This window comes from Pseudomonas sp. S60 (genome assembly GCF_016647865.1).
In the GTDB taxonomy this organism is placed as follows: Bacteria; Pseudomonadota; Gammaproteobacteria; order Pseudomonadales; family Pseudomonadaceae; genus Aquipseudomonas; species Aquipseudomonas parafulva.
In genome coordinates this window covers 21,791-48,767 of record NZ_JACVVH010000034.1, presented here as the reverse complement: position 1 = coordinate 48,767, position 26,977 = coordinate 21,791, and the positions used below count along the sequence as shown (strand labels likewise).

Here is a 26,977-nt window from a genome sequence, read left to right as displayed (position 1 = left end):
GGGCCGATGGCCGACCTTATAACCAGAAAGCGCACGCTGGTAAAAAAGATTTTTTCAATCGAGACGGGCTGTTTTCAGCTATCGGTTCAATCGTCACCGGTTTTGTGCTTGTATTCGCACAAGTCCTCGATACGGCAACTTCCACAGCGCGGCTTGCGGGCTTGGCATACGTAACGCCCGTGCAGGATCAACCAGTGGTGGGCGTCGAGCAGGTAGTCCTTGGGCACGAACTTGACCAGTCTCTTTTCCACTTCCAGTACGGTCTTGCCCGGTGCGATGCCGGTGCGGTTGCTGACCCGGAAGATGTGGGTGTCCACGGCCATCGTCGGCTGGCGGAAGGCCGTGTTGAGTACCACGTTGGCCGTCTTGCGCCCGACACCGGGCAGGGCCTCCAGGGCTTCGCGGGTTTCTGGCACCTGGCCGCCATGACGTTCGATCAACAGGCGGCACGCCTCGATCACATTCTTGGCTTTGCTGTTGTACAGGCCGATGGTCCTGATGTACTGGCTAAGGCCTTCTACGCCGAGGGCATGGATGGCCTCGGGGGTGTTGGCCACTGGAAACAGGCGCGCGGTAGCCTTGTTGACCCCCACGTCGGTGGACTGGGCCGACAGGGTTACCGCGACCAGCAGCTCGAACGGCGTGGTGTAGGCGAGCTCGGTCTTGGGGTCGGGGTTGTCTTCGTGCAGCCGGCGGAAGATTTCCAGGCGTTTGGCGGCATTCATGGTGTCGAGGTGTTCCTGGAAGGCGTGGATGGGCAGATGAGCCAGGCATCAGCCACGTAATGCGTGGTGGCGGCCGGCGCCCCTGGCCACTGCCCGCTGTTCGAGAGTGGGGCCGCATCAGCGGCCCCGGTCGACAGTTACTTGATGCGCTGGCCTGGCTTGGCGCCGCTGTCGGGGCTCAGCAGGTAGATCTCTTCACCGCCAGGGCCGGCAGCCATGACCATGCCTTCAGACACCCCAAAGCGCATTTTGCGGGGTTTGAGGTTGGCCACCATCATGGTCAGGCGGCCTTCGAGCTTGGACGGGTCTGGGTAAGCCGACTTGATACCCGAGAACACGTTGCGGCGCTCATCGCCGATATCCAGGGTCAGTTGCAGCAGCTTGTCGGCGCCGGCAACTGCCTCGGCTTTGACGATCAGCGCCACGCGCAGGTCGACGGCGGCAAAGGTATCGAATTCGATCTCGTCGGCCAACGGGTCCTTGGCCAGCTCGCCATTACCGACCGCAACCTTGGCCTCGGCGGCCAGCAGGTCTTCCTTGCTGGCTGCAACCATGGCTTCGACCTTGGCAGGTTCGATGCGGCTCATCAACGCCTTGAACGGGTTCAGCGTGTGGTTCTCCAGGCGCGTGGCATGGTCGCCCCAGGCCAGAGGTGGCACGTTGAGGAAAGCCTCGGCGTCCGCCGCCAGCACCGGCAGTACCGGTTTCAGGAAAATCACCAGCTGGCGGAACAGGTTCACGCCCTGGGCGCAAATGGCCTGCACTTCGTCCTGCTTGCCTTCCTGCTTGGCCAGCGACCAGGGGGCCTTGTCGGCGATCCAGGCGTTGGCGCGGTCGGCCAGGGCCATGATTTCGCGCATGGCGCGGCCGAAGTCGCGGCCCTCGTAGGCTTCGGCGATGGAAGGGGTTGCCGCCAAAAAGGCTTGCGTGAGCTCGGGCGCCGCATCACCGGCCACCATCACACCGCCGTTGCCTTTGTGAATGAACCCGGCGCAGCGGCTGGCGATGTTGACCACCTTGCCCACCAGGTCGGAGTTCACCTTCTGCACGAAGTCTTCGAGGTTGAGGTCCAGGTCGTCGACGCCACGGCCCAGCTTGGCTGCGTAGTAGTAACGCAGGTATTCGGGCTGCAGGTGATCGAGGTAGGTACGGGCCTTGATGAAGGTCCCGCGCGACTTGGACATCTTGGCGCCGTTGACGGTGAGGTAGCCGTGCACGTTCACTGCCGTGGGCTTGCGCAGGCCCGCACCCTCAAGCATGGCGGGCCAGAACAGGGCATGGAAGTTGACGATGTCCTTGCCGATGAAGTGGTACAGCTCGGCCTTGGAGCCTTGGCTCCAGAACGCGTCGAAATCCAGCTCCGGGCGGCGGGCGCACAGGTTCTTGAAGCTGGCCATGTAACCGATCGGTGCGTCCAGCCACACGTAGAAGTACTTGCCTGGCTCCCCTGGGATCTCGAAGCCGAAATACGGCGCGTCACGGGAGATATCCCACTCCTGCAAGCCCGCATCCAGCCACTCGGCCAGTTTGTTGGCGACGGCGTCCTGCAGTGTGCCACTGCGGGTCCACTGCTGCAGCATGGCCTGGAAATCAGGCAGCTTGAAGAAGAAATGCTGGGAATCGCGCAGCACCGGGGTGGCCCCGGAAATAGCAGATTTCGGGTCTTTCAGTTCGGTAGGCGCATAGGTAGCGCCGCACTTTTCACAGTTGTCGCCGTACTGGTCCTCGGCCGCACATTTGGGGCAGGTGCCCTTGATAAAGCGGTCGGCCAGGAACATGCCTTTTTCTGGGTCGAAGTACTGGGTCACCGAACGGGTGGCAATGTGACCGGCTTCGCGCAGGCGTGTGTAGATCATGCTCGACAGCGCGCGATTCTCTTCGCTGTGGGTCGAGTGGAAGTTGTCGAAATCCACCAGGAAGTCGGCAAAATCGGCGCTGTGCTCGGCCTGCACATTGGCGATCAACTGCTCCGGGGTGATGCCTTCCTTTTCGGCACGCAGCATGATTGCCGAGCCGTGGGCATCGTCAGCGCAGACGTAGATGCACTGGTTGCCGCGCATTTTCTGGAAGCGAACCCACATGTCTGTCTGGATGTACTCGAGCATATGGCCAAGGTGGATCGATCCATTGGCATAGGGCAAGGCGCTGGTGACGAGAATCTGACGTGGCTCGGACATGGTGGCTCGGCTACTTTCCTGGCGACGGGGTGAAAATGAGGATGATCGGCCACTATAAAGGGCTGGCGAAGATATTTCACCCCGCGCACGCATCTGTTGACGATTGACGGGTTAGGATAGGCGCCTGTTTTACATTCAGTTTGCCAATGGGAGTGTCCATGAGTGCCGTCACCCGCGCCGCCGTCGAAGGCGTGCTTCGCCAGTACACCGACCCCTACCTCAACCAGGACCCGGTCAGCGCCGGCTGTGTGCGTGCCATCGAGATCGACGGCGGGCAGGTCAATGTGCAGTTGCAACTGGGCTACGCCGCCGGGCTGTTCAAGCAGGGGTGGGCTCAGGTGCTGCAGACCGCCATCGGCAACCTTGAGGGGGTTGCCGGCGCCCAGGTTGCCATCGATTGCGTGATCGCCCCGCACAAGGGCCAGGCCCAGGTGCCAGCGATGGCCAACGTCAAGAACATCATTGCCGTTGCGTCGGGCAAGGGGGGGGTTGGCAAGTCCACCACAGCGGCCAACCTGGCCTTGGCTCTGGCCCGAGAAGGCGCGCGCGTGGGTATTCTGGATGCCGATATCTACGGCCCCAGCCAGGGTGTGATGTTCGGCATCGCCGAAGGTACCCGCCCGCAGATTCGCGAGCAGAAGTGGTTCGTGCCGATCAAGGCCCATGGCGTCGAAGTGATGTCCATGGCCTTCCTGACCGATGACAACACGCCCATGGTGTGGCGTGGCCCGATGGTGTCGGGCGCGCTGTTGCAACTGGTCACGCAGACCGCCTGGGACGACCTGGACTACCTGGTCATCGACATGCCACCGGGCACGGGCGACATTCAGCTGACGCTGGCGCAGAAGGTGCCGGTGGCAGGTTCGGTGATCGTCACCACCCCGCAGGACCTGGCACTGCTGGATGCCCGTAAAGGTGTGGAGATGTTCCGCAAGGTCAACATCCCGGTGTTGGGTGTGGTCGAGAACATGGCTGTGCACATCTGCTCGAACTGCGGCCATGCCGAGCACCTGTTCGGTGAGGGCGGCGGTGAAAAACTGGCAGCCCAGTACGGTGTCGACCTGCTGGCTTCGTTGCCCTTGTCGATGCTGATTCGCGAGCAGGCTGACAACGGCAAGCCGACGGCGATTGCAGAGCCGGACAGCCAGATCGCCATGATCTACCAGGAACTGGCCAGGCAGGTGGGTGCGCGCATCGTGCTGCGTGAAGCCACAGCCCCTGCCATGCCGAGCATCACCGTTAGCGACGACTGAGCCACCTGCGCCGCGCCAGCGGCGCCACACCCTCAAATGCCAGGCATGAAAAAACCCGCCATGAGGCGGGTTTTTTTGAAAGCTGGAAAGCTAGATCGACTTAGGCGATCTGAACTTCTTCAGCCTGCATGCCTTTCTGGCCGCGGGTGGCGACGAAAGTAACAGCCTGGCCTTCTTTCAGGGTTTTGAAGCCGTCAGCTTGGATGGCTTTGAAGTGCACGAACAGGTCGTCGCCCGACTGAGGGGTGATGAAGCCGTAGCCTTTCTCATCGTTGAACCACTTGACAACACCGGATTGACGGTTGGACATTTTTCTGTCTCCTTGGACAATTTAATTACGGTCAGGAAAAACCCTGCCCGGGACTGAGCGCAAAGAGAGCAGAAAATTCAGCGATGGGCCGATCAGGATCGTGCATCAAACTAGAGATTCTCGGTGTCACGTGCAGCACAGTGGCGCCACCTTACCCCACTTTCTGCAACCTGCCAATGGTCAGAAGCGGCTTTACCCAAATTCAGATCGGTGGCAGCTGCAAGCCCCGGCCTGCGTGGATTGCAGCCCTGATACGGATGAAACTTTGAAGACCGGGCCAGGACCGGTAAGATGCGCGTCTGTATTTTTACCTCGCACCTTCTTTCAGGACAGCCCGCCATGAGCATCAAATCGGACAAGTGGATTCGCCGCATGGCGCAGGAACACGGCATGATCGAGCCGTTCGTCGAACGCCAGGTCCGCGGCGAGCAAGACAGCCGGGTCATCTCGTTCGGCGTGTCCAGCTACGGCTATGACGTTCGCTGCGCCGACGAATTCAAGGTGTTCACCAACATCAACTCGGCCACCGTCGACCCGAAGAATTTCGATGAAGGCAGCTTCGTCGACATCAAGAGCGACGTGTGCATCATCCCCCCCAACTCGTTTGCCCTGGCCCGCACCGTGGAGTACTTCCGCATCCCCCGCGACGTGCTGACCATCTGCCTGGGCAAGAGCACCTACGCCCGGTGCGGCATCATCGTCAACGTGACGCCGCTCGAACCGGAGTGGGAAGGCCACGTGACCCTGGAGTTCTCCAACACCACCACGCTGCCGGCGAAGATCTACGCCAACGAAGGCGTGGCCCAGATGCTGTTCCTGCAGTCGGACGAAGAGTGCGAAGTGTCCTACAAAGACCGCGGCGGCAAGTACCAGGGCCAGCGCGGTGTAACCCTGCCGCGCACCTGACCCGACCGGCGCGGGGAATTTCACGCGCCTTTGGCACTCCAACCTGTAACCGTGCCGGTATGCATGACGCTTATCGGCTGATGTCAGGAGGTGCCAATGAAACTCCATCCCACCATCAGTGCAAAGCTGGCAGGCCTGCAGCCCAATCACATCGGATTGCTGTCGTGGTCGCTGCTGGCTCAGCCCTTGCCCCTGCATACCGGGGGCGTGCCGGGTCAGCCCGACCCGGACACGCCACAACCGAGTCAGCCTGGCGAACCCGCGGAGCCCGGCGAGCCAACCTTGCCCGATCAGCCACCGCCCGCCCCCGTAGCCTGACGGCTGCTACAGCGGCCACACGCGCCCTGCGCCAGCCAGATAAATAAGGCTGGCCTGGGTAGGCTCAATTTCCCAGCCTCCCGTGAACTCGCCAAAGGCCGGCAGCAGGCTTACCTTGTTGTCGATCACGAAACAGGGCAGGCGCAGGCGCTGGCGTGCTTTGCCACGCAGTACGAATGCGGGGTGCACGTGCCCTGCCAGCACGGTATGTGTGGGGTGCGCCTCGGGCTCATGTTGCAGGGCAAAAGGCGCCATTATCCAAGGCTCATCAACCACATCGATCCCCAGGGAAGCGGGCGGGTCCCCTGCATGCCGGTCGTGGTTGCCGCGGATCAGCACGATGCCTAGCTGAGGATGGCGTTCTCGCCACGCCTGCACCAGCGCCAGCGTGGCAGGCGCGCGCGCCGTGCGCGCGTGCAGAAAGTCCCCTAACACGATCAGCAGCTCGCATTTATGCTCTGCCAGCAAGGTATCGAGCCTGGCCAGGGTGGCCTGGGTGGTGCCCCGTGGCACGGGTTGGTGCTGGGCGCGATAACTGGCGGCCTTACCGATATGCACGTCGGCTACCAACAGCGCCCGGCGGGCGGGCCAGTAAATTGCCTTGTCCGGCAGCAACCAAAGCTTCTGGCCGCACAGCTCGATTGCGCAATGGGTGGTCATGGCCGCCTCCAAGGCCGCTGGCACGTGCACGTCACAGACCGTAGAACCCGACACCGCGTGATATTCGTCAACTGCCTCAACCTGCTGCACTCTCCAGTTCGGCGACCATCCGCGCGATGCGGTCCGCCAGCTTTTCGGTAGAAAGGGTCTCGCGCATGCCTTCCACCAGCAACGCGAAGGCTAGCGGCCCGGTGCGTTCCAGTACCTGCAGGTCCAGCTTCAGGCCTGCCATCTTCAACAACTGCCGGTGCAGCCGCTCGATTTCCAGTTCCTCATTGAGCACCTCGTCACGCGCTTGCCCCAGCAGCAGGTTGCCCGCGTCATGCTTGCGAAATACTTCGTAAAACAACCCACTGGAGGCCTGTATCTGGCGCATGCTCTTCTGCGCTGCTGGGTACCCGCCGAAGACCAGCCCAGAGATCTGGGCAATTTCGCGGAAGCGGCGCAGCGCCATTTCGCCGGCATTGAGGCTGGCCAGTACGTCATCCAGCAGATGCTCCGGGCTGAGCGCGCGGGGCAGGTAGGTTGCCCAGTCCACCTGGCCGGGGCTGAGCAGCTCGAAGCCATAGTCATTCACGGCGATGGACACCGACAAGGGCTGCTCACGGCTCACGCGCCAGGCGATCAGGTTGGCCAGCCCCATGTTGGCCATGCGACCGGCGAACGGGTACATGAACAGGTGCCAGCCCTGGCGGGATTTGAACGTCTCAGCCAGCAGCGTTGTGCACGTGGGCAATGACGACCAATGGGCTTGCAGCGCCAACAATGGCCGTACTGCGCGCATCTCTGGGCCGTCGTAGCGGCCATGGGCGGCGGCATCCAGCTGTTGTACCAGTGCGTCGGCCAGCTCGCTGGAAAGCGGCATGCGCCCGCCATTCCAGCGTGCCACTGCAGCCTTGCGCGCCGTGCTGCGCCGTACATACGCTGTCATGTTCTCGACGCGCACCAGTTCCAGCACGCGCCCGGCGAACACGAACGTGTCACCTGGCCGCAAGCGTGCGATGAAGGCTTCCTCGACGCTGCCCAGCCCCTTGCCACCGCCGCCCTTGCTCCAGTATTTGAGGTGCAGGCTGGCATCGCTGACGATGGTGCCGATACTCATGCGATGGCGACGCGCCAGCCGTTCGCTGGCAACCTTGTACACACCGTCTGGCTGTGCTTCGACCCGCTGATAGTCAGGGTAGGCCGTGAGCGAGCTGCCGCCATGGCAGACAAAGTCCAGTGCCCACTGCCACTGGCTGTCCCGCAGCTCGGCAAACGCCCAGGTACTGCGTACTTCTGCCAACAGTGCCTGGGCATCGAAGCCACTGCCCAGGGCCATGCTGACCAAATGCTGCACCAGCACGTCCATGCACAACCGCGGCGAACGGCGGGCTTCGATATGGCCTTCGGCCAATGCCTGGCGAGCGGCGGCAGCTTCGACCAGCTCCAGGCTATGGGTGGGCACCAGGGTAATCCGTGAACGGCGCCCTGGCGCATGCCCCGAGCGCCCGGCCCGTTGCATGAGCCGGGCAATGCCTTTGGCCGAGCCGATTTGCAGCACCCGCTCGACCGGCAGAAAATCAACCCCCAGGTCCAGGCTGGACGTGCAGATCACCGCTTTCAAGCCACCCTGCTTGAGGCTGCGTTCTACCCAGTCGCGGGTTTCACGGGCCATGCTGGCGTGGTGCAGGGCGATCAAGCCAGCCCAGTCGGGGCGCAATTCGAGCAGGGCCTGGTACCAGATTTCGGCCTGTGCACGGGTATTGGTGAACACCAGGCAACTGCTGCTGGTGTCGATCTCCTCGGCCACTTGGCCGAGCATCTTCAGGCCCATGTGCCCGGCCCACGGAAAGCGCTCGATCGAGGCGGGCAGCAGGGTATCGACCAGCAAGGCCTTGTCCTGGCGCCCGCGTACCAGCTGGCCGCCCTGGGGCAGTAGCACATCCAGCGCGTGCTGCAGGTTGCCCAGGGTGGCCGACAGCCCCCAGGTGGGCAGCCCAGGGTGCCAGTGACGCAGGCGCGCCAAGGCCAGTTGCAACTGCACACCGCGCTTGTTGCCCAGCAGCTCATGCCATTCGTCCACCACCACCATGCGCAGGGTGGCGAAGTCGGCGCTGGCCTGCGCGCGGGTCAGCAGCAGTGTCAGGCTCTCGGGGGTGGTCACCAGGACACTGGGCATCCGCCGGGCTTGTCGGGCGCGCTCGGCACTGCCGGTGTCGCCGCTGCGCACGCCTACGCTCCAAGGCAGGCCCAGTTCATCCAGGGGCGCCTGCAGGGCGCGGGCGGTGTCTGCCGCCAGGGCCCGCATGGGGGTGACCCAGATCATCTGCAGCGGTGCAGCATGGCGCCCCTGGCCCTGGGCTTTGAACGCCCGCAGTGCGGCCAGCCACACGGCGTACGTCTTGCCCGCGCCCGTGTTGGCATGGAGCAGCCCCGATTCGCCCCGCTCGACGGCGGCCCAAACCCGCCGCTGGAACGCGAACGGCTTCCAGCCGCGTTGGGCAAACCAGGCGTTGGCAAGATCGGTGGTGGCGGGCATCGTACAGGTGGCCCCTCGAAGGCTGTGCTTCTACAGACCACCCGCATGGTGCATTGGTTTTACCCGGTCAGTTGCCCAGTAGGTAACCGCTGCGGCACACCTGCTCACCGGCCACATGGGCGATGACCATACCGGCGGTAGCCATGCGCCGAGTGCTGCGCGCATACATCAGCCCCGGCTGGGTGTTATGCAGCGCGGTTACCCGGTCGCTGAGCGGGTCGATCACCTCGGCAATCAACTGGCCAGCTGCCAGGTAATCGCCAGGTTTGGCGTGATACACCAGCAACCCGCCCAGTGCAGCGGTAACCGGCTCTACCGCTGCCAGCGGCGTGGCAGGCCTGGGCAAGGCAGGCAGGGCGGGGGCGGCCCCTTCGATCACGGCTGCATGGGTGAGGTAGTCGAGGATCGCCTGGGCGTCCTGACGCGCCAGGTCGTGGCTGACGTCGGCCTGGCCGCGCAGCTCCACGGTCACTGCGCAACACCCCAGCGCGATTGGGAAGCGCTTGCCGAAGCGTTGCTGCAGTTGCCACCACACCAGGCTGAAGCACTCGTCGAACGACTGCCCGCCCGAGTCGGTGGCCAGCAAGCTGGCCTGGGTGCCCAGGTAGCGGGCAAGCGGCTCAATCTGCGGCCAGGCATCCGGCGTGGTGTACAGGTGTTCGACGGCTTCAAAATCGCAGTGCAGGTCGATGACCAGCTCGGCATCGCAGGCCAGGCGCTGCAGGATAAGCCGCTGGGCCTGCAGAGGCGTACGCGCGGGGTGAGCGTCCAGGCCACGGCGCAGGTACTCGCGTATCAGTGCAGTGTTGTGCGCCGGGTCCTGGTTCAGGTGCGCTTCGATCTGGTCACCGATGCTGTCGGACAGGTCGACGAAATTGCGGTTGAAGTTCTGCCCGCTCTGCAGCTCGAAGCGCCCCAAGGGTGCGTCCAGCAGCACCTGTTCGAGGCCTACCGGGTTGGCCACCGGAACAAGGATGATTTCGCACTGCAGGCGGCCTTGCTGTTCCAGTTCCACCAGGCGCTGCTTGAGGTGCCACGCTACCAGCATGCCGGGTAATTCATCGGCGTGCAGCGAGGCCTGGATATACACTTTGCGGCCACCGCGGGGGCCGAAATGGAAGCTGTGGATTTGGCGAGTGATACCCGGAACGGGCGAAAGCAAGTCGTGGGTAGAGTGGTGCATGTTGGTCCTGAGTGCATGGCGAGAACGTGCTGCGACACGGGTCGGCTTACAGATAGAAGCACAGTTTCAAGGCATGTGCTTATCGGTTTTACGCGACGCTTAGCGCAGATGCGGCGGTTCAGACCAGCAAGGCCTGCAGGGTGGCCAGGTCATCCGCTTCGTCCACGGGCTTGTCCTGGCGCCAGCGCAGCATGCGCGGGAAGCGCACGGCAATACCGCTTTTATGGCGCTTGGACAAGGCGATACCCTCAAAACCCAACTCGAATACCAGGGTTGGGGTGACGCTGCGCACCGGGCCGAAGGTTTCCTGGGTAGTCTTGCGCACGATCGCGTCGACCTTGCGCATTTCTTCGTCGGTAAGGCCCGAGTAGGCCTTGGCGAAGGGGATCAGGCTGCGGCCGGGTGTGCCGGCCGGGGCATCCCAGACGGCGAAGGTGTAGTCGCTGTAAAGGCTCGCCCGGCGGCCATGGCCGCGCTGGGCATAGATCAGCACGGCATCCACGCTGAAAGGGTCGATCTTCCATTTCCACCAGGTGCCCATGTCCTTGGTGCGGCCCACGCCATACAGGGCTTCACGCTGCTTGAGCATCAGCCCCTCGACCCCCAGGCTGCGCGACTGCTCGCGTTGGCGGGCGAGGTCGGCCCAGTCAGGGCCCTCAAGCAGTGGCGAAAGCAGCACCGGTGCCAGTGGGCAGGCTTGCAGCACGTTTTCCAGCTGCTTGCGCCGTTCATGCTGAGGGCGGCTGCGCCAGTCTTCGCCTTGCCATTCCAGCAGGTCGTAGGCCTGTAGCACTACCGGGGCCTCGCTCAGCAGCTTCTTACCCAGCGTCTTGCGGCCCAGGCGTTGTTGCAACAGGGCGAAAGGTTGCACCGCCAGGTCGGCGTCCGTTGTGCCGGGCTTCCACACCAGAATCTCGCCATCGAGCACCACACCGTCGGGCAGGGTCTGTGCCAGGCTTTGCAGTTCGGGGAAGCGCTCGGTAACCAGCTCCTCGCCCCGCGACCACACCCACAGTTGGCCGTCACGCTTGACCACCTGGGCGCGGATACCGTCCCACTTCCACTCGATCTGCCAGTCGCCTGGCGGCCCGAGCAGCGCCTCGAACTGCTCGGTAGGGGCTTGCAGCGGGTGGGCGAGGAAGAACGGATACGGCTGGCCACCGCGCTGGCTGTGCTCGTCGGCAGACGCGGGGGCAATCAACTGCTGGTAGCTGGCAGCGGTCGGGCGGTGGCTGATGTCGGTGTAACCTACCAGCCGCTGGGCCACCCGTTTGGCATCCAGCTCCGCCAGTTGCGCCAGGGCGCGGGTGACCAGCAGCTTCGAGACGCCTACACGAAAACTGCCCGTGATGAGTTTCAGGCACAGCATCAGGCTGGGGCGGTCCAGGCGTGCCCACAGCGGTGGCAGGCGCTGCTGGATGTCTTCAGGTGGCAGGCCGCGCAATGGCAGCAGGTGGTTTTCAACCCAGTGAGCCAGGCCTTCCTGGTCTTGCTGGTGGCTTTCTGGCAACAGCAGGGAGATGGTTTCGGCAAGGTCGCCCACTGCCTGGTAGCTTTCTTCGAACAGCCAGTCAGGCAATCCGGCCAAGGCCCCGGCCAGCTCGCGCAGCACCCGGGTGGGCACCAGCTGACGCGGCCGGCCGCCCGCCAGAAAGTACACAGCCCAGGCGGCATCCTCGGCGGGTGCGGTGGCGAAATAGCCCCGCAAGGCCTCGAGCTTGGCATTGCTGGAGGTGGTGCTGTCCAGGCGCAGATACAGTTCGGCGAAGGCTTTCATGTGCCGGTCTCCGTGGTGGCTGCATCGTCTTCTTCACCGTACTCGGTGACGAAGGCGCGGGCGTCCAGGCCCTGTTCCATCAGGTAGCGCACCAGCACGCTGACCGAGCCGTGGGTCACCATCACCCGCTCGGCCCCTGTCTGCCCGATGGCCCACAGCAGCCCTGGCCAGTCGGCGTGGTCAGACAACACGAAGCCGCGGTCGACGCCGCGCCGGCGCCGTGTGCCCCGCAGCAGCATCCAGCCACTGGCAAAGGCATCGCTGTAGTCGCCGAAACGGCGCATCCAGCTGCTACCCCCGGCTGAAGGGGGGGCCAGCACCAGCGCCTTGCGCAGCAGCGGGTCGTTGCGCGCAATGTCGCCGGCGTAGCGGGTTTCGGGCAGGTACACGCCTGCTTCCCGGTACACGCGGTTGAGCGGCTCGACGGCGCCGTGCACCAGGATAGGGCCGATGCTGGGGTCTAGCCCATGGAGGATCCGTTGGGCTTTGCCGAAGGCATAGCAGAACAACACACTGGCCTTGCCCTGTTCGCTGTTGGCCCGCCACCAGGTATTGATGCCGGCAAAGATATCGGCCTGGGTGGGCCAGCGGTAGATAGGCAGGCCAAAGGTGGACTCGGTGATGAAGGTATGGCAACGCACTGGCTCGAACGGGGTACAGGTGCCGTCGGGCTCGACTTTGTAGTCCCCGGACGCTACCCACACCTCGCCCTGGTACTCCAGGCGTACCTGCGCCGACCCCAGCACATGCCCTGCCGGGTGCAGGCTCAGGGTTACGCCGTGGTGTTGCAGGCGTTCGCCGTAGGGCAGGGTCTGCAGGTTGATGTCCTTGCCCAGGCGGCTTCGCAGAATGCCGGCGCCAGGTTCGGCGGTAAGGTAGTGGAGGTTGCCGGAGCGGGAATGGTCGCCATGGCCATGGGTAATGACGGCCCTGTCCACCGGCCGCCACGGGTCGATATAGAAATCACCGGGCGGGCAATACAGGCCTTCTGGGCGGGCAATGACAAGGTCCATGGCACGTACGCTGGTTGGGAGTTACCAGTTAGGAGCCATGGCAGCGAAGGGAAGTTCGACCGGTGGTATCACCGCCCCCGCTGCACAGCCCGCACGCGCGCCGTACCGCTTATTTGCCCGGCACCAGGGTGAGGCGCTGGTTGCCGTAGGCCCGGGCGAAGTTCTGCGGCTGCAGCGGCAACACCATGAAGCGCCCCTTGAACCAGGCGTCCAGGCCGTCACTGTAATGGGCGCTGGCCGGGTTGCCGGACTGCCCGCTGCTGGTCAGTACCTGGAGGGGTTCGGCCTGGCCGAAGTCGACCACCATGCGCGCTGAAGCGGGCAGGTGGATGTCGAAACCGCTGCCCCAGGCGTACGGGGTCAGCGCCAGGGTGCTGAAGTCGCCACCGGCGGCTTGTGGTGGGCGGCTGATGGCATCCCCCAGGCCATGGTAGGCAGGCGCAGGCCAGCGGTACTGGTGCAGCTTGCCCCACTGCCAGGCGCGGCGGTCTGCGCCCAGTTGCGCGGTGCCTGCATCCACCGCCGCCGCGAGGCTGCGGGCAAGGATGGCGGGCTTGTCTTCTTTCTGTGGCGTGGTGCGGTCGTCCCAGAATGGGCTGTCATCGCGGCCAAGCAAGTGGTCGGCCTGGGCCGAGTACGACAGGCGGGCATTGCTGACAAAGGCTTGCCAGGCAGCGCCGGGCTCTGGCCCCAGTTCGTCCAGGAAGGTTTCCCGGGCAAATGCCTGCAGGAACAGCGCATACAGCGCCGCATCGGCGGACACCGGGCTCATGCGCCCATCGAAGGCCTTGAGCCGGGCCAGCGCATCGCGTGCCTTGTCACGCTGCGCGGCGGGCAGGGCGTCGATGGCCTGTTTCAGTGGCTGGGCCATGCCGGGGGCTTCGAACATCTGCTTGAGTTTGCCGGCCAACAATGTCACCTGGTCGTTCTGCAGGGCCATCAGGCTGCGGCTGTCGTGGCGGCCGTTGCCCGCCAGTTGGCCCAGGCGCTCGGCCCGTTCCGGGTAGTACCAGGTGCTGGACAGCTGCATGCCGTAGCCTTTGGGCAGGCTGCGCTGGTTGGCATGGCCGATCCAGCCGGCGGGCGGGTCCTGGTCGTAGGGGTGTAGCATGGTATCGGCGTAGCCGTCCCAGTCGTAGCGCCCGTCCCAGCCCGGCGAGGGCAGCAGGCCCTGGCCTTCGCGGCGGTTGGGGTAACGCCCGCTGACTTGCCAGGCGATATGGCCGGGCTCGGCGAACACGAAGTTCAGCGCAGCCGCCGTGACCTCGCGTGTACTGTCGAAGGCACGCTCCACATTCTTGGCACGGGTCAGGTCGAACAGCGCATCCAGGCTGCGATCACCCTTGAATTGCGGCAGGTTCAGGGCAAGGCCAAGGCTGGCGCCGGGCGGTTGGGCCAGCAGGGTGCCGTGGCGGGTTTCGTACATCACTTCGCGTTGAGGGCGCTGGCCGCGCACCAGGAATGTTTCGGTGCGGGCGCGGGCGGGCAGCCACTTGCCATCGGCCAGGTAGCTGAGCTGGTTGCCCTGGCGGCGCACTTGCTCGAGGAACAGGTCCTGGTTGTCAGCCATCACCGCGCTGCTGCTCCAGGCCAGTTGGCCGTTGTAACCCGACAGCACGATGGGCAGGCCGGGCAGCGACAAGCCTGCCACCTGGTACTTGCCGGTGTGGATCTGCACTGGGCTCAGGGCCCAGATGGCACGGCTGTCACTGGCCAGCAAGCTCTTGCCGCTGCGGCTGTGTTGCGGGCCGATGGCCAGGTTGGCCGAACCCGGGCTGCCGAGCAGGTCCAGGTCCGCCAGTTTCTGGCTGGCCGCCGCCAGGGCTTGCAGGCCGGGCAACTGGCTGGCCAGGTTGAGGCCCTTGAGCTTGTCGGTTTCCCCGGTGGCCAGGGGCTCGTCGGGTGCGCCGGGCAGCAGCCAGGCCACGTTGTCGCTGCCCACTTTTTGCGCCAATGTCAGGGCGCTGAGCTCTTCTTGCAGGTTCACCGACTGGCTGAATGCGTACAGGCTGAAAATCAGCGCCGAATCCTCAGGCTTCCAGTACTCCGGGCGGTAGCCACTGTCGGCCAGACCAGCGGGCAGCTTGTCGCGATAGCGGAACAGGTAAGCGTTCACCCCCCGCGCATACACCTCGAAAAACCGCTTGAGGCGCGGCGAAGCGTCGGCGTATTGCTGGGCCGCGCTCTGCTTGAGGTTGGCCGCCCGCATCAGGCGGTCGATGTCCAGCGCATCGGCACCGGCAAGTTCAGCCAGCCGCCCCTGGGCCAACAGGCGCATGGCAACCATCTGCTCGATGCGGTCACCGGCATGCACGTAACCCAGGCTGAACAAGGCGTCGTGGAAGCTGCTGCTTTCAATCAGCGCCGCGCCCATGGGGTTGCGCCGTACCGAGACGTTCTGCGCCAGGCCCTTGAGCGGCTGCATGCCCGTGGCGGATGGCACGCTGCCTTGCTGGGCGCCGGTCTGGCAACCGGCCAGGCCCAGGGTGCCGAGCAGCGTCAAAGCCGTTGCGAAGCGCAGGCGGAAAGGGGGGAAGGCGGGGGCGGCCATGGCAAGGGCTCCTGCAAGGCATTGCGGGTTTGGAAAGGCGCTAAAGGTAGTGAGCGCGCAGGCGTCGTGCAAGGTCAGCGGGCGGTTTATTTGCCGGCGTCCATTTACACCCTGAAAAGCTCGGCTACGCCGTCTGAAAAGTGCGTGCAGTTGATGCGCGTATAACGCTGGTAGTCACGTGTCACCGCAAATGCCGTGCCTGGCATCAGCAGTACCCGTTGCTGTTCCAGCCGGCGCATGAAGGGTTGCAGGTCGGCAAGGTCAGGGTGCGATACCCAGAGGAACATGCCACCTTGGGCGCTTATGTCGAAATGCCAGCCGTGTTTGAGCAGCACGCGTTGGGTGTGCGCCTGCTGGTGGATCAGGCGCTGCTGCACATCATTCATGTGTCGGGCGTAGGTACCGTCGCTGAGAATGGTGTTGACGAAGCGTTCGCAAAACGCCGGCACTGCGACGCACGTCAACAGCTTCAGGCGCATCAGCGGCGCTACCAGGGGCGGCGGGCAGGCGATGTAACCCACCCGCAGCGAAGCCGAAAGGCATTTGGAAAAACTGCCGATGTAGATGACCCGCTGCAGGTTGTCCAGCTCGGCGAAGGTTTGGCGCACCCCCGGGCTGAAGTCGCCGTACACATCGTCTTCGACCACGAAGAAATCGTGTTCCACGGCCAGGCGCAGCACGCCGAACGCATTGTGGGGGCTGATGGTGCCGCCGGTCGGGTTGTGGAAGGTGCTGTTGCAGAAGAACGCCTTCACCTTGTGCCTGGCCAGATGCTGTTTCATGTCTTCCAGGTCTGGCCCGTCGGCTGTGCGGCGGATGCCTACCACGTGGCCGCCGGCCAGCTGGATCAGCTTGATCAGGTTGCCATTGCCCGGCTCGTCCACGAACACGTGGTCCCCGGGGCTGATCAGCAGGCGTGCCACCAGGTCCAGCGCCTGGGTGGCACCCAGGGTGGTCAGCAGCTGGTGAGGGTGTGCCTCGATGCGGGTCAGCCGACCGAGGTGCATGCACAGCTGCTTGCGCATCGGCAGGTAACCCTGGATATCCCCGTATTCAGCCAGCGAGCTTTGTTCCAGACGGGCGGTACGGCGGATGGCCTTGGCCAGCAGTTCGGTATCACGCCAGGCAGGGGGCAGCCAGCCGCTGCCCAGCTTGGTGAAGTGCTGCCCACCTTGCAACAGCTTGAAGAGCGGGTCTTGCGCCATGTCGCCAGTGGGCTCGCCCGTTTCGGCGGGTCGGGTGCCAGTGGCCACAAAGTAGCCACGCCCGGGTACCGCCGTGAGCAGCCCTTCGCTGACCAGGCGGGCATAGCTGGAAACCACCTCGTGATAGGTGCCACCCGTTGCCACGGTGAGTTTGCGAATGGACGGCATGCGTTGCCCGGGTAGCCATTCACCGGCTGTCAGGCGCTGCTTCAACTGCTCGAATAGGTCGTGTTGCGGCACGGGGCTTTCCTGCGGGCGTTAGAAAAAACACCCTAACAGTTAGCCGTAAAGCACGTCGACTGTTTGCCGAAAACGTCGTCAACGGTGCGACGCTGTTGCTGTCACCCCTTTTACCCTCGGCGAGCCACCATGAGCACAACCCTTCCCGCACGCACGTACCTGTATTTTCTGGCCCAGTCGGTCAACCTCACCACTGCCGTGATGTCGGTGACTATGGCTGCCATTGTGGGGGCTGCGCTGGCCCCGGCAGCGGCATGGTCCACGGTGCCGTACGGGTTCCAGTTTCTGTTCGTGATGCTGGCGACCTACCCGGTGTCCCGGCTCATGGCGCGTATTGGCCGCAAACGCGCGTTCATCCTGGGGGCATTGCCGCTGGCCGTGTCGGGCGTCTGCGGCTTCCTGGCGGTGGAGCATCAGCAGTTTGGCGCGTTGGTGGCCAGCCACTCGGCGTTGGGCGTGTACATCGCCTTTGCCAACTTCAACCGCTTTGCTGCCACTGACAACCTTGCGCAGCACCTCAAGCCCAAGGCGCTTTCACTGGTGGTGGCGGGTGGGGTGATTGCCGCCGCTGTCGGGCCTGCCCTTACCGAATGGCTGCGCGATGCTGGTGGGTTCCCGCTGTTTTCATTGTGCTACGCCGCCTTCACCGCCCTGGCCTTGGTGTCGCTGGTGATCGCCATTTGCTTGCCAGGTGATGGCCAGGTTGCGCCCGCTACCGCGCCCCGGTCACCGCTGAGCCCTTCCGGGCATGGCATCACGCCGGGCATTGCAGTGGCGATGGGGGTTGCGGCCTTGGGGTACGGCATCATGAACCTGCTGATGATCCAGGCATCCCTGCACATGAAGCATATGCATGAAGACTTTTCCGACGTTCGCCTGGCCATCCAGTGGCATGTGGTCGCCATGTTCGCGCCGTCGTTTTTCACCGGGGCGATCATCCAGCGGCTGGGTATCAGGGCCACGATCTGTGGGGGGTTGATGCTGCTGATCGCGTGCACTGCTCTGAACATGGGTTCAAGCAGCTATGCGGTGATGACGGTTTCACTGATTGCCCTGGGCCTTGGCTGGAACCTGACCTATGTGGGGGGCGGGGCGCTGCTGGCGCAGACGCTGCAGAACAGCCCGGGTGCCATGCAGATGCAGGGCAAGAACGATTTGGCGATAGCGGTGTGCGCGACCGTAGGTGCCTTCAGCCCATCGTTGCTGCTGGACTTGGTGGGTTGGGGGGGCACGAACGTGCTGTGCATGGCACTGTGCCTGGGGTTGCTGCTGGCAACTGCACTGCTGTTGCCGCGCAAGGTGGCCGGGCTTCACTACCGCTAGCGAAGCCCTGCGCGGCGCCTTGTATCAGGCGCCGTGGCACTTCTTGAATTTCTTCTCGCTGCCGCAGGGGCATGGGTCGTTGCGGCCGACGTCCTTCAGCGCGTTGCGCACCGGCTCCTGGTGGCCGTGGTTGCAGTGCGGGCCGTGCACATGGCCGTGATCGTGATGGTGGTCATGATCGTGGTTGCAGTCGGGGCCATGAACGTGGGGTTGTTGGGACATTGCTGGGTTACTCCGGGTAATGATCGCCGGGTATTATCTCACCACTGCGCGACAAGTGCAGGTCCCGATGGAAGAGCAGGCCGGTGGCCAGTTCAGCCTGCAGGCTGTAGTGCAGGGGCCGCCCGCTTTTCAGCATTTTCGCCAAGGGCTTGAGGTGCTGCCACAGGTTGGTCCGGGCAGTGATCTTGAACGTACGCCGTTCATGGGGGCCCACGCTGCGCCATAGGCTGGCTTCATCCTGGGCGAGCACAACATCGTTCAGGCGCAGTGCGTATTCGACGGAGCGAATGAACAGGCGGCTGTCGTTGGGGTTTTCCACCCGCACATGCAACACGAATTCCTGTTGCAGCAGGCGGGCTTTCACCGTTTCCACCCTGACCAGGTGCACCTGTGGTTCGCGCCAGTCTGCGCCGCCCCAGCTGGCGCAGCCCCCCACTAGCAAGAGCAGGCCGCAGAGCAGCATGAAGCGGATGCGCGTCATCATGCTCAGCTACCCACGTAACTGGCGCAGCACTTCTTGAACTTCTGCCCGCTGGCGCAGGGGCAGGGGTCGTTGCGCCCGGCCTTGAGCCCCACCGTGGGGTCGATGAAGTACCAGCGGCCGTCGTGCTGAACGAAGGCGGAGCATTCACGGTGCTGGTGGTCGCCGGCCTGGTCGTGCCAGCGCGCGGTGAAGGTGACGAACGCATGCTCGGGTTGGCCACCCAGCACCTCGGCGCTTTCCACTTCCAGACCCAGCCAAGTGCTTTGTGCGCTCCAGGCTGCCATGGCCGCACGGTCCAGCCCGGCCTGCTGGGCGGGCAGGGTGGTGGCCACCAGGTACTCGACCAGGCCCAGCACATAAGCGCTATAGCGCGAGCGCATCAGCGCCTGGGCATCCGGTGCCGGCGTGCCAGCATGGTAATGACCGCAGCAGGCATCAAGCAGGTTGCCACTGCCGCATGGGCAGACCGAAACACTCATTATCACCACCAGTACTTGCCGAAATTTTCAGGGTTGGCCCAGAACCGTGCATTGAGCCAGTCCGGTACCTGCTTGTAATCGTGTAGATCATAGGTGAACAGGCTCAGCACCTGTTGCTCGCGGCAGAATTTCTCGCTGGCCGACAGGGCCAGGGCGAAGAAGTCGGTATCTTGCCAACCGCAGGCGGCAAGGTCTGCCAGTACCGCCACACGGCTGGCGTTGAGATTGCGGATGCCGCCCAGCAGTTCCAGCCCGGTTCGCTTGGGCAGGTGCTCCAGGCAATCCACCAGCAGCGCCAGGTCGAAACGCTGGGCGGCCAGTGCGGCAGGCAGTTGGCCGGGCGTGGCCGTGGCCAGGGTGACCTGCGGGTGCGCCTGAATAAAGGCGTCCAGGGCAGGGAACCGGGTGCCCACCAGCAGCAGGCGTTGCGGGGTAAAGCGCTCGAGCAGTGCGGCCAGGGCCTGTTGCGGCGTACGTTGCGAGAAACCGTCGGTCATTGCCAATCCTCTTTCATGTTGGCCAAGACTAGCGGGCCAGGGCGCGTCGGCAAAGGGCTGCATGCAAGCGCGATGGCGGATTGGTGGCAGGGTTGGCATGCACCGTCTTTACTCCCACAGGTCGGCGTTATGCCGGTTCCCACTAAGGAGAGGCGATGAGATGAGCATAGTACGCACAGCGGTACCCTTGATCCTGCTCACCAGCGTGCTGACGGGTTGCGCAGGGTTGCAGAAGACCGACTGGCCCAAGTGTGCGGCCGTCGGAGGCGTGGGCGGCGCAGCGCTGGGCGCCATCGAAAGCTCCAGCTGGGCCGGCTGGGGGGCACTGCTGGGCGGTGGCCTGGCAGCCGGCTATTGCTGGGCTCATGGTGACGGTGACGAAGACGGTGATGGTGTGCCTGACAGCCGCGACAAGTGCCCAGGCACACCGCGTGGCGTGCAGGTGGACGCCAACGGCTGCCCCCCACCGCCGCCGCAGCCTGAGGCGGTGGTGGTGGAAGAGGTGGTGGTGGCCAAGGAAGAGGTCATCGTCATCCGCGACGTGCACTTCGAATTTGATTCTGCGCGCCTGACGCCGGCCGACAAGCAACGCCTCAACACCATCGCCACCCGCCTGAAGCAGGAAGCGCCTTCCGCTCGCCTGAGCGTCAGCGGCCACACCGACAGCGTGGGCAGGGACAGCTACAACCAGAAACTGTCGGAGCGCCGGGCCCATTCGGTGACCGACTACCTGGTTGAAAGCGGCATACCGCGCAGCAGCTTCGTGTCGATCGTGGGGGCCGGTGAGTCGCAGCCGGTTGCGGACAACACCACTGCCGAAGGGCGTGCCATGAACCGCCGTACCGAAATCAAGATCGAGCGCTAGCCCGTAGGCACCCGTGCCGCGTTCCGTGGCATGGGTACCCGGTGTTGCGCCTGCTGGCGCGGCATTGGGGGTTGCAGTTAAGGTAGAGCCCTGGCGCGGTCGAGTCAGCCATCCGGGGCTGACGCTCATCGATGGGGGCAAGGCATGAAGTTCTTCCTGGGCCTGGGCAAGGTCCTCACAATCGCCTTCTGGGGTGTGGTGCTGTTCAATCAGATGGCACCGCAGCCCTTGCCGCTGAACCTCTTGATCAACGCGGCGGGCGGCCTGCTGCTGTGCCTGCACGTACTTGAGGTCCTCTTTTTCAACGGTAGCCTGCGCGGGCGCAGCCACCGCTGGTTCGACCGCCTGCAAATCCTGTTGACCGGTATATTCCATGTCATGTCCATCCCCCGTGCGCAGGAGACGCCACGAAATGCGTAATCTGATGTTGCTTGCCCTGCTGGCTACCCCCCTGGCGCAGGCCCAGAGCCTGGAGGTGGGCGCCAATTCCATGCTGCGCCTGCCGACCAAATCGGCCAGCGTTCACCTGGACCAGCTACGGGTGGGCGACGGCGCTACCCTGATGTTGCCCGCGACCCTGGCCGAGTTGAAAGTGGACAGGCTGGAGCTTGGGCGTGACGCACGCATCGCCATTGCGCCGTCAGACAGCCCGTTGCTGATCGAGGCTGCCAATGCAAGCCTTGAGGCCGGCAGCGAGTTCAGTGCGCCGGGGGCTGCGGGCAGCTACCAGCGTGCGGCACGTTCTGGCCGCGGCCTGGACCTGAAACTGGCGGAGGTGGAAGCGGAGCAGTTGGCCATCGACGCCCGCGGTGGCGCAGGTGCGCCTGGTTATGCGGGGCTCGATGGTGCCAATGGGCAAGCGGGTGGTTGCACGTGGGGGCAGGCCAGCCGCGGTTTCAACGGCGACGATGGCGGTAACGGGCATGACGGGGCGCCTGGCGGGCGTGTGCGCCTGAGCGTGCCGCAAAGCTTCCCCCAGGAGCGCATTGTGGTGCGGCTCGATGGCGGTGCACCGGGCAAGGCCGGCGACGCGGGCAAGGCGGGCAAAGGCGGTGCCAGCAAAGGTTGCCTGGTCTACCGCACCGCAGCGGGCGCCAGCGGGCGGGCTGGGCAAGCGGGCCAGCCGGGCCTGGCTGGCGCCGCCGGGGAGCTGATCCTGCAGCGGCTGTAACCGGCGCCGCGCTCAGGGCATCAGGCGGGCGCTGGCCACTGCCACCACGGCAAGGCCCAGCAACAGGTTCACGCCCACCATCCGCCTGATCCGCCCCAGCACCGCTGCACCGGTGGCCCAGTCCTGGGCTTGCACAGCGTTTTTAAGCTCCGGCAACAGCAGGGCTTGTATACGCAGAAACAGGGCGAACATGACGATGCCGCCGCCTATCATTACCTGAATGTAGCGTGGGGCGGTTTCGAAGCCGTTGAAGCGCATGTGCAACATGCCAACACCTGTTATCGCCAAAACCGCCACAGCCACCCAGACCCAGCCGAAGAAGCGTCGGAAAACTTCCACCCACAGGCGCAGCCGCGCAGGCCCTTCCAGGGCTGCAACCGTTGCAGGGCGCAGCACCAGCCAGGCGAAGAACATGCCGCCGACCCATATCAGGGCAGCCAGAACATGCAATGTGTAGGGCAGGGCAAAGGCGGCCATCCGGATCTCCATGCGGCATAAAGGGCAAGAGCGGGGTATGATAGCCGCCCAATGCGCAACACTGAAAATATATCCAGCCCTCCGGGCGCCTGCAGACCATGATCAGCAACGAACTCAAAGCCACCATCCAGGGCGCCTATACGCGTTTTCTCGAAGCCAAGAGCCTCAAGCCACGCTACGGTCAGCGCCTGATGATCGCCGAAGTGGCCAAGGTCCTCGGCGACATCGCCTGCGACGATGAAGGCCGCCGTGCCGGCGAGCCTGCCGTCGTGGCCGTGGAAGCGGGTACCGGTACCGGCAAAACAGTCGCCTACAGCCTCGCGGCCATACCGGCAGCCAAGGCGGCCGGCAAGCGCCTGGTCATCGCTACCGCCACCGTGGCGCTGCAGGAGCAGATCGTCTTCAAGGACCTGCCCGACCTCATGCGCAACAGCGGGCTGAACTTCAGCTTCGCCCTGGCCAAGGGGCGTGGCCGCTACCTGTGCCTGTCCAAGCTGGACATCCTGGTGCAAGAGGGCCACGCACAGACATCCCAGGCCCAGTTGCTCGAAGAAGAAGGCTTTCGTATCGACGTTGATGAGCGCAGCCTGAAGCTGTTCAACAGCATGATCGAGAAGCTGGCCGGCAACCGCTGGGATGGTGACCGCGACAGCTGGCCCGAAACCCTGGAAGACGAAGACTGGGCGCGGCTTACCACCGACCACAGCCAGTGCACCGGCCGCCACTGCCCCAACTTCCAGCAGTGCGTCTTCTACAAGGCGCGCGAGGGCATGGGCAAGGTGGATGTCATCGTCACCAACCATGACATGGTCCTGGCCGACCTCGCGCTGGGCGGCGGGGCGGTGCTACCTGCCCCGCGCGACACTATGTACGTGTTCGACGAAGGCCACCACCTGCCCGACAAGGCCATCGGCCACTTTGCCCATTATTCGCGCCTGCGCTCCACCGCCGACTGGCTGGAACAGACGGCCAAGAACCTGACCAAGCTGCTGGCCCAGCACCCGCTGCCGGGCGACCTGGGCAAGTTGATCGAGCAGGTGCCCGAGCTTGCCCGGGAAATCCGCACCCAGCAGCAGTTCATGTTCACCCTGTGCGAACAGGTTGCCGACTTCCGCCCAGGCGAAGATAACGAGGGGCGCGAGCGCCCGCGTTATCGATTCCCGGGCGGGGTGGTGCCGGAGCAGATCCGTGAGGTGGGGGTGGAGCTGAAAAAGGGCTTCAGCCGCCTCAACGACCTGTTCACTCGCCTGACTGACCTGCTCAAGGAAGGCATGGGGGGGGAGGTGAGCATCGGCATTGCCAGTCACCAGGCCGAAGAGTGGTACCCGCTGTTCGGCAGCCTTCAAACCCGTGCCCAGGGCAACTGGGAACTGTGGACGGCGTTCACCGCCGAAGATCCGGAGGACAGCCCGCCGATGGCGCGCTGGCTGACCCTGGCCGAAACCGGTGCGCTGTTCGATATCGAGGTCAACGCCAGCCCCATCCTGGCGGCCGAGATGCTGCGCCGCAACCTGTGGAACGTCGCCCATGGCGCACTGGTCACTTCGGCGACGCTGACTGCGCTGGGCAAGTTCGACCGCTTCCGCATGCGTTCCGGGTTGCCACGCGATGCCGTCAGTTGCGTGGTGCCCAGCCCGTTCGTGCATGGCGATGCCGGCCTGCTGCGGGTGCCGGACCTCAAGGCCGACCCCCGGGATGCCGCGGCCCACACCGCCGCCATCATCCGTGAACTGCCCAACATCGTCGAAGACGCGCGCGGCGCGCTGGTGCTGTTCTCTTCCCGCAAACAGATGCAGGACGTGTTCGATGGCCTGGACCGGGACTGGCGCAAGCTGGTACTCATCCAGGGCAACCTGTCCAAGCAGGAAACCCTCAACAAGCACAAGGCGCGGGTCGACGACGGTCAGCACAGTGTGCTGTTCGGGCTGGCCAGCTTTGCCGAAGGGGTGGACTTGCCGGGCGCCTATTGCGAGCACGTGGTTATTGCCAAGATCCCGTTTGCTGTACCGGATGACCCGGTAGAGGCCGCCTTGGCGGAGTGGATCGAGGCCCGTGGTGGCAACCCGTTCATGGAAATCGCCGTACCCGATGCGTCGTTGCGCCTGATCCAGGCCTGCGGCCGGTTGCTGCGCACTGAACAGGACCGCGGCATCATCACCTTGCTTGACCGGCGCCTGGTTACCCAGCGCTATGGCAAGGCTATTCTCAATGCGCTGCCGCCGTTCAGGCGGGAGATTTGCTGACAGCTGGAGCACTTGCGCCGGCACGTTGTCCATTTACTCAGTCGTGGGCCATGAGGGCCCTGAAGGAGAGACCCATCCCTATGGTCCGCCGCACCCTGCCTGCTGTTTTCGCCCTGTTGTTCAGTTCGCCTTTACTGGCGGGACAGCAGACGCTGTTCAGTTTCGTGCGCCCGGCCTCGGTGGTGAATGTTGCGACGGTGGATGCCGGCCTGCCACAGTACAACGCCGAGCAGACGGCGGGCGGTGAGGTGTTGCGGCGGGTGGTATTCAACCCGGCCGAGCGGCCGACCCTGCGCTTGAGCCCGCAGAGCGGCGTGTGGGACTGGTCCGCCGGGCGCTGGCTGACGTTGCGCCTGCAAAGTGGCATGGATTGGGCGCTGACTGTGGATGTGACCGTGCAAGGCAGCGATGGCCGTACGCTGACGAGCAGGATTGACGTGCCCGCAGGGCCTGCGCAAACCGTGATGGTGCCGCTGGCCGCCAGCTCGCCATCGAGCCAGGGTATGCGCGCCGGCCCGCCCATGCCGTGGAACTTTGGCGGCCAGCGCCTGCTGCTGGCCAGCAGTGCGGGTGCACTCGACCTCAAGCAGGTGGCGTCGGTCAGCCTGAGCATTCCCGGCCCCAAGGTGGCCCAGAGCCTGTTGATCGAGCGCGTCGGCATTCAGGATGACGACCAGGCGTATCAGGCCGCCTACCGTGACCTGATCGACAGCTATGGGCAGTCTACCCGCGCCAACTGGCCAGAAAAGGTCGCCAACGACGACCAGCTCAAGGCAGCCGATGGCCGTGAACAGCAGCAGTTGAAGGCCTGGCTGGCAGAGCGTGGCAAGCAGCCACTGGATGATTTCGGCGGGCTGATGGCGGGGCAGGCATTCGAGGCCAAAGGGTTTTTCCGCACTGAAAAACGCGATGGGCGCTGGTACCTGGTAACGCCGCAAGGCCACCCGTTCTATTCGCTGGGTGTCAACGCCGTGGCTGCGGACGGCGGGCGAACCTATGTGCAGGGCCGTGAGGGCATGTTCAAGGGCTTGCCTGAGGCCGGCAGCCTGCTTGCTGCCTTCTATGGCGAAGGCAACAACGACGATGGCAATGCTTCTTCAGCGGGGCGCAACTTCAAGAAAGGGCGCTGGTTTGACTTTTACGCGGCCAACCTGCAACGCACTTACGGCAAGCCATGCCCGCCCACCGGGGCTGAGCAACCGGCCAACTGCCCACCCGCCGCACGGGATGCTGCCCGCTGGCAGGGCCATGCACTGGACCGGCTCCAGGCATGGGGCTTCAACACCCTGGGCAACTGGAGCGACCCGGCGTTGATCGAGGCCGAGCGCATGCCTTACACCCTGCCGCTGTCGATCGTTGGGGATTACGCCAGCATCAGCACCGGCATGGACTGGTGGGGCAGCATGCCGGACCCGTTCGACCCCCGTTTCGCCATGGCCACCGAGCGTGCGGTCGCCATCGCTGCCCGGGATCACCGCGACGACCCTTGGCTGGTCGGCTACTTCGCCGACAACGAGCTGGCCTGGGCAGCCCCCGGCGCCGACCCCAAAGCACGCTATGGGCTGGCCTACGGCACCTTGCGCCTGACCACCGACGTGCCGGCCAAGCGTGCGTTTCTCAAGCAGTTGCGCGACAAGTACCGCAACCAGGAGGGCCTGTCCAAGGCGTGGGGCATTGAGTTGAGCGCCTGGGAACTGATGGAAGACCCGGGTTTCGAGGGGCCATTGCCCAGCCCGGAGCACCCGGAAATCGAGCGTGACTACCAGTACTTCCAGCAGGTATTTGCCGAAACCTACTTCAAGACCATTTCCGACTCGTTGAAATGGCACGCGCCCAACCACCTGTTGCTGGGCGGCCGTTTTGCGGTGAGTACACCAGAGGCGGTGAAAGCCTGTGCCGAGTTCTGCGACGTGCTCAGCTTCAATTTCTATACGCTCCAGCCGCAGGATGGTTACGACTTCGCCCACCTGGCCGAGCTGGACAAGCCGGTACTGGTCTCGGAATTCCAGTTCGGCTCGCGTGATCGCGGCCCGTTCTGGCCAGGCCCGCTGGAAGTGGTGCGCGAAGAGGACCGTGGCCCCGCCTACGGTCGTTTCCTCAAGGCTGCCCTCAGCCAGCCGATGATCGTGGGCGCACACTGGTTCCAGTACCTGGACCAGCCCGCCAGCGGGCGGCTGCTTGATGGTGAAAACGGTCATCTGGGGCTGGTCGCCATTACCGACGTGGCCTACCCGGGCTTTGTCGAGGCGGCGCGCAGGAGCAACCTGGAGGCCTTGGCCCAGTTGCGTGGGCACCTGGAGAAACCCAAGGCGCAGTGACCGGTTTGCAAAACGCCCAACTACTGAAACAATGCACGCCATTTTCGCAATGTGCCGTA

Annotated in this window: 24 protein-coding genes; 9 read left to right on the top strand and 15 right to left on the bottom strand. The window is 64.3% G+C overall.

What is annotated here, in order from left to right; all coding sequences use genetic code 11:
• Nucleotides 1-86 precede the first annotated feature (86 nt).
• Together nth and metG are read right to left on the bottom strand one after the other, a co-directional pair.
• Nucleotides 87-725 carry an endonuclease III gene (gene nth, locus IAE33_RS17420; protein WP_201164432.1) on the bottom strand — a complete coding sequence of 213 codons (639 nt, stop codon included), beginning with the start codon at nucleotides 723-725 and terminating at the stop codon, nucleotides 87-89.
• 137 nt (nucleotides 726-862) lie between these two features.
• Nucleotides 863-2,902: a methionine--tRNA ligase gene (gene metG / locus IAE33_RS17415; protein ID WP_201164431.1), complete on the bottom strand. Its 2,040-nt coding sequence runs from the start codon at nucleotides 2,900-2,902 to the stop codon at nucleotides 863-865.
• Nucleotides 2,903-3,060: 158 nt separating this feature from the next.
• Between metG and apbC the strand changes: the two genes are divergently transcribed.
• Nucleotides 3,061-4,155: an iron-sulfur cluster carrier protein ApbC gene (gene apbC, locus IAE33_RS17410; RefSeq protein ID WP_060482771.1), complete on the top strand. Its 1,095-nt coding sequence runs from the start codon at nucleotides 3,061-3,063 to the stop codon at nucleotides 4,153-4,155.
• 100 nt (nucleotides 4,156-4,255) lie between these two features.
• On the opposite strand, the gene IAE33_RS17405 is transcribed toward apbC, so the two are convergent.
• Nucleotides 4,256-4,465 carry a cold-shock protein gene (locus IAE33_RS17405; RefSeq protein WP_003254922.1) on the bottom strand — a complete coding sequence of 70 codons (210 nt, stop codon included), beginning with the start codon at nucleotides 4,463-4,465 and terminating at the stop codon, nucleotides 4,256-4,258.
• Between the two features lie 339 nt (nucleotides 4,466-4,804).
• On the opposite strand from IAE33_RS17405, the gene dcd reads away from it, so the two are divergent.
• Nucleotides 4,805-5,371: a dCTP deaminase gene (gene dcd / locus IAE33_RS17400; RefSeq protein WP_028633233.1), complete on the top strand. Its 567-nt coding sequence runs from the start codon at nucleotides 4,805-4,807 to the stop codon at nucleotides 5,369-5,371.
• Between the two features lie 96 nt (nucleotides 5,372-5,467).
• Complete coding sequence (locus tag IAE33_RS17395; RefSeq protein WP_201164430.1) at nucleotides 5,468-5,689, top strand: hypothetical protein; 222 nt, start codon at nucleotides 5,468-5,470, stop codon at nucleotides 5,687-5,689.
• A gap of 6 nt (nucleotides 5,690-5,695) precedes the next feature.
• Here IAE33_RS17395 and pdeM read toward each other — a convergent pair whose 3' ends face one another.
• The 7 genes from pdeM to IAE33_RS17360 all read right to left on the bottom strand — a co-directional run bounded on the left by pdeM (nucleotide 5,696) and on the right by IAE33_RS17360 (nucleotide 16,839).
• Nucleotides 5,696-6,349 (bottom strand): ligase-associated DNA damage response endonuclease PdeM, encoded by a 654-nt coding sequence (gene pdeM, locus IAE33_RS17390; protein WP_201164429.1) that lies wholly within the window; start codon nucleotides 6,347-6,349, stop codon nucleotides 5,696-5,698.
• Nucleotides 6,350-6,425: 76 nt separating this feature from the next.
• A complete protein-coding gene (locus tag IAE33_RS17385) occupies nucleotides 6,426-8,870 on the bottom strand; it encodes a ligase-associated DNA damage response DEXH box helicase (RefSeq protein WP_201164428.1) in 2,445 nt (814 codons plus the stop codon).
• Nucleotides 8,871-8,937: 67 nt separating this feature from the next.
• On the bottom strand, nucleotides 8,938-10,053 hold the full coding sequence (locus IAE33_RS17380; RefSeq protein ID WP_201164427.1) for a succinylglutamate desuccinylase/aspartoacylase family protein: 1,116 nt from the start codon (nucleotides 10,051-10,053) through the stop codon (nucleotides 8,938-8,940).
• A 118-nt stretch (nucleotides 10,054-10,171) separates the two neighbouring features.
• Entirely contained in the window at nucleotides 10,172-11,830 is a 1,659-nt protein-coding gene (locus IAE33_RS17375; RefSeq protein ID WP_201164426.1) for an ATP-dependent DNA ligase, read from the bottom strand.
• Nucleotides 11,827-12,843, bottom strand: coding sequence for a ligase-associated DNA damage response exonuclease (locus tag IAE33_RS17370; RefSeq protein WP_028633227.1), 1,017 nt, complete (start codon nucleotides 12,841-12,843; stop codon nucleotides 11,827-11,829). Before IAE33_RS17370 ends, IAE33_RS17375 begins: the two co-directional genes overlap by 4 nt.
• Nucleotides 12,844-12,952: 109 nt before the next feature.
• Entirely contained in the window at nucleotides 12,953-15,394 is a 2,442-nt protein-coding gene (locus IAE33_RS17365; RefSeq protein ID WP_201164425.1) for a penicillin acylase family protein, read from the bottom strand.
• Nucleotides 15,395-15,498: 104 nt separating this feature from the next.
• Nucleotides 15,499-16,839, bottom strand: a complete 1,341-nt coding sequence (locus tag IAE33_RS17360; protein WP_201164424.1) for an aminotransferase-like domain-containing protein — start codon at nucleotides 16,837-16,839, stop codon at nucleotides 15,499-15,501.
• A 129-nt stretch (nucleotides 16,840-16,968) separates the two neighbouring features.
• Here IAE33_RS17360 and IAE33_RS17355 point away from each other — a divergent pair, with 129 nt between their 5' ends.
• Complete coding sequence (locus IAE33_RS17355) at nucleotides 16,969-18,162, top strand: MFS transporter (RefSeq protein ID WP_201164423.1); 1,194 nt, start codon at nucleotides 16,969-16,971, stop codon at nucleotides 18,160-18,162.
• Between the two features lie 24 nt (nucleotides 18,163-18,186).
• Here the strand turns inward: IAE33_RS17355 and IAE33_RS17350 are convergent, their stop codons facing one another.
• The 4 genes from IAE33_RS17350 to IAE33_RS17335 are packed head-to-tail and all read right to left on the bottom strand — an operon-like array spanning nucleotide 18,187 to nucleotide 19,844.
• The gene (locus IAE33_RS17350) at nucleotides 18,187-18,384 is read right to left on the bottom strand and encodes an SEC-C metal-binding domain-containing protein (RefSeq protein WP_009684590.1); all 198 of its coding nucleotides are present in this window, start codon (nucleotides 18,382-18,384) and stop codon (nucleotides 18,187-18,189) included.
• Nucleotides 18,385-18,391: 7 nt separating this feature from the next.
• Nucleotides 18,392-18,868 carry an LEA type 2 family protein gene (locus IAE33_RS17345; RefSeq protein WP_201164422.1) on the bottom strand — a complete coding sequence of 159 codons (477 nt, stop codon included), beginning with the start codon at nucleotides 18,866-18,868 and terminating at the stop codon, nucleotides 18,392-18,394.
• A gap of 2 nt (nucleotides 18,869-18,870) precedes the next feature.
• The gene (locus IAE33_RS17340; protein WP_028633222.1) at nucleotides 18,871-19,347 is read right to left on the bottom strand and encodes a YchJ family protein; all 477 of its coding nucleotides are present in this window, start codon (nucleotides 19,345-19,347) and stop codon (nucleotides 18,871-18,873) included.
• A gap of 2 nt (nucleotides 19,348-19,349) precedes the next feature.
• Nucleotides 19,350-19,844 carry a DUF6231 family protein gene (locus IAE33_RS17335; protein WP_201164421.1) on the bottom strand — a complete coding sequence of 165 codons (495 nt, stop codon included), beginning with the start codon at nucleotides 19,842-19,844 and terminating at the stop codon, nucleotides 19,350-19,352.
• Between the two features lie 160 nt (nucleotides 19,845-20,004).
• On the opposite strand from IAE33_RS17335, the gene IAE33_RS17330 reads away from it, so the two are divergent.
• The 3 genes from IAE33_RS17330 (at nucleotide 20,005) to IAE33_RS17320 (ending at nucleotide 21,880) form a co-directional block, all read left to right on the top strand.
• The gene (locus IAE33_RS17330; RefSeq protein WP_201164420.1) at nucleotides 20,005-20,709 is read left to right on the top strand and encodes an OmpA family protein; all 705 of its coding nucleotides are present in this window, start codon (nucleotides 20,005-20,007) and stop codon (nucleotides 20,707-20,709) included.
• Nucleotides 20,710-20,853: 144 nt separating this feature from the next.
• On the top strand, nucleotides 20,854-21,129 hold the full coding sequence (locus tag IAE33_RS17325; RefSeq protein ID WP_028633219.1) for a DUF1145 domain-containing protein: 276 nt from the start codon (nucleotides 20,854-20,856) through the stop codon (nucleotides 21,127-21,129).
• Nucleotides 21,122-21,880, top strand: a complete 759-nt coding sequence (locus tag IAE33_RS17320; protein ID WP_201164419.1) for a collagen-like protein — start codon at nucleotides 21,122-21,124, stop codon at nucleotides 21,878-21,880. The genes IAE33_RS17325 and IAE33_RS17320 overlap by 8 nt, the downstream gene beginning before the upstream one ends.
• A gap of 12 nt (nucleotides 21,881-21,892) precedes the next feature.
• Here IAE33_RS17320 and IAE33_RS17315 read toward each other — a convergent pair whose 3' ends face one another.
• The gene (locus IAE33_RS17315; RefSeq protein ID WP_201164418.1) at nucleotides 21,893-22,357 is read right to left on the bottom strand and encodes a CopD family protein; all 465 of its coding nucleotides are present in this window, start codon (nucleotides 22,355-22,357) and stop codon (nucleotides 21,893-21,895) included.
• Between the two features lie 98 nt (nucleotides 22,358-22,455).
• Here IAE33_RS17315 and dinG point away from each other — a divergent pair, with 98 nt between their 5' ends.
• Both dinG and IAE33_RS17305 read left to right on the top strand, forming a co-directional pair.
• Nucleotides 22,456-24,600: an ATP-dependent DNA helicase DinG gene (gene dinG / locus IAE33_RS17310; RefSeq protein WP_201164417.1), complete on the top strand. Its 2,145-nt coding sequence runs from the start codon at nucleotides 22,456-22,458 to the stop codon at nucleotides 24,598-24,600.
• Between the two features lie 80 nt (nucleotides 24,601-24,680).
• Entirely contained in the window at nucleotides 24,681-26,918 is a 2,238-nt protein-coding gene (locus IAE33_RS17305) for a beta-galactosidase (RefSeq protein ID WP_201164416.1), read from the top strand.
• Nucleotides 26,919-26,977 lie beyond the last annotated feature (59 nt).

Coding starts and splice junctions, on each gene's coding strand:
- IAE33_RS17405 (WP_003254922.1), bottom strand. CDS start 4,465: ATGTCCAACCGTCAATCCGGTGTTGTCAAGTGGTTCAACGATGAGAAA.
- IAE33_RS17375 (WP_201164426.1), bottom strand. CDS start 11,830: ATGAAAGCCTTCGCCGAACTGTATCTGCGCCTGGACAGCACCACCTCC.
- pdeM (WP_201164429.1), bottom strand. CDS start 6,349: ATGACCACCCATTGCGCAATCGAGCTGTGCGGCCAGAAGCTTTGGTTG.
- IAE33_RS17345 (WP_201164422.1), bottom strand. CDS start 18,868: ATGATGACGCGCATCCGCTTCATGCTGCTCTGCGGCCTGCTCTTGCTA.
- IAE33_RS17380 (WP_201164427.1), bottom strand. CDS start 10,053: ATGCACCACTCTACCCACGACTTGCTTTCGCCCGTTCCGGGTATCACT.
- IAE33_RS17350 (WP_009684590.1), bottom strand. CDS start 18,384: ATGTCCCAACAACCCCACGTTCATGGCCCCGACTGCAACCACGATCAT.
- IAE33_RS17340 (WP_028633222.1), bottom strand. CDS start 19,347: ATGAGTGTTTCGGTCTGCCCATGCGGCAGTGGCAACCTGCTTGATGCC.
- IAE33_RS17365 (WP_201164425.1), bottom strand. CDS start 15,394: ATGGCCGCCCCCGCCTTCCCCCCTTTCCGCCTGCGCTTCGCAACGGCT.
- IAE33_RS17385 (WP_201164428.1), bottom strand. CDS start 8,870: ATGCCCGCCACCACCGATCTTGCCAACGCCTGGTTTGCCCAACGCGGC.
- IAE33_RS17330 (WP_201164420.1), top strand. CDS start 20,005: ATGAGCATAGTACGCACAGCGGTACCCTTGATCCTGCTCACCAGCGTG.
- IAE33_RS17320 (WP_201164419.1), top strand. CDS start 21,122: ATGCGTAATCTGATGTTGCTTGCCCTGCTGGCTACCCCCCTGGCGCAG.
- dcd (WP_028633233.1), top strand. CDS start 4,805: ATGAGCATCAAATCGGACAAGTGGATTCGCCGCATGGCGCAGGAACAC.
- IAE33_RS17395 (WP_201164430.1), top strand. CDS start 5,468: ATGAAACTCCATCCCACCATCAGTGCAAAGCTGGCAGGCCTGCAGCCC.
- IAE33_RS17325 (WP_028633219.1), top strand. CDS start 20,854: ATGAAGTTCTTCCTGGGCCTGGGCAAGGTCCTCACAATCGCCTTCTGG.
- dinG (WP_201164417.1), top strand. CDS start 22,456: ATGATCAGCAACGAACTCAAAGCCACCATCCAGGGCGCCTATACGCGT.
- IAE33_RS17315 (WP_201164418.1), bottom strand. CDS start 22,357: ATGGCCGCCTTTGCCCTGCCCTACACATTGCATGTTCTGGCTGCCCTG.
- IAE33_RS17305 (WP_201164416.1), top strand. CDS start 24,681: ATGGTCCGCCGCACCCTGCCTGCTGTTTTCGCCCTGTTGTTCAGTTCG.
- IAE33_RS17355 (WP_201164423.1), top strand. CDS start 16,969: ATGAGCACAACCCTTCCCGCACGCACGTACCTGTATTTTCTGGCCCAG.
- nth (WP_201164432.1), bottom strand. CDS start 725: ATGAATGCCGCCAAACGCCTGGAAATCTTCCGCCGGCTGCACGAAGAC.
- apbC (WP_060482771.1), top strand. CDS start 3,061: ATGAGTGCCGTCACCCGCGCCGCCGTCGAAGGCGTGCTTCGCCAGTAC.
- IAE33_RS17370 (WP_028633227.1), bottom strand. CDS start 12,843: ATGGACCTTGTCATTGCCCGCCCAGAAGGCCTGTATTGCCCGCCCGGT.
- metG (WP_201164431.1), bottom strand. CDS start 2,902: ATGTCCGAGCCACGTCAGATTCTCGTCACCAGCGCCTTGCCCTATGCC.
- IAE33_RS17335 (WP_201164421.1), bottom strand. CDS start 19,844: ATGACCGACGGTTTCTCGCAACGTACGCCGCAACAGGCCCTGGCCGCA.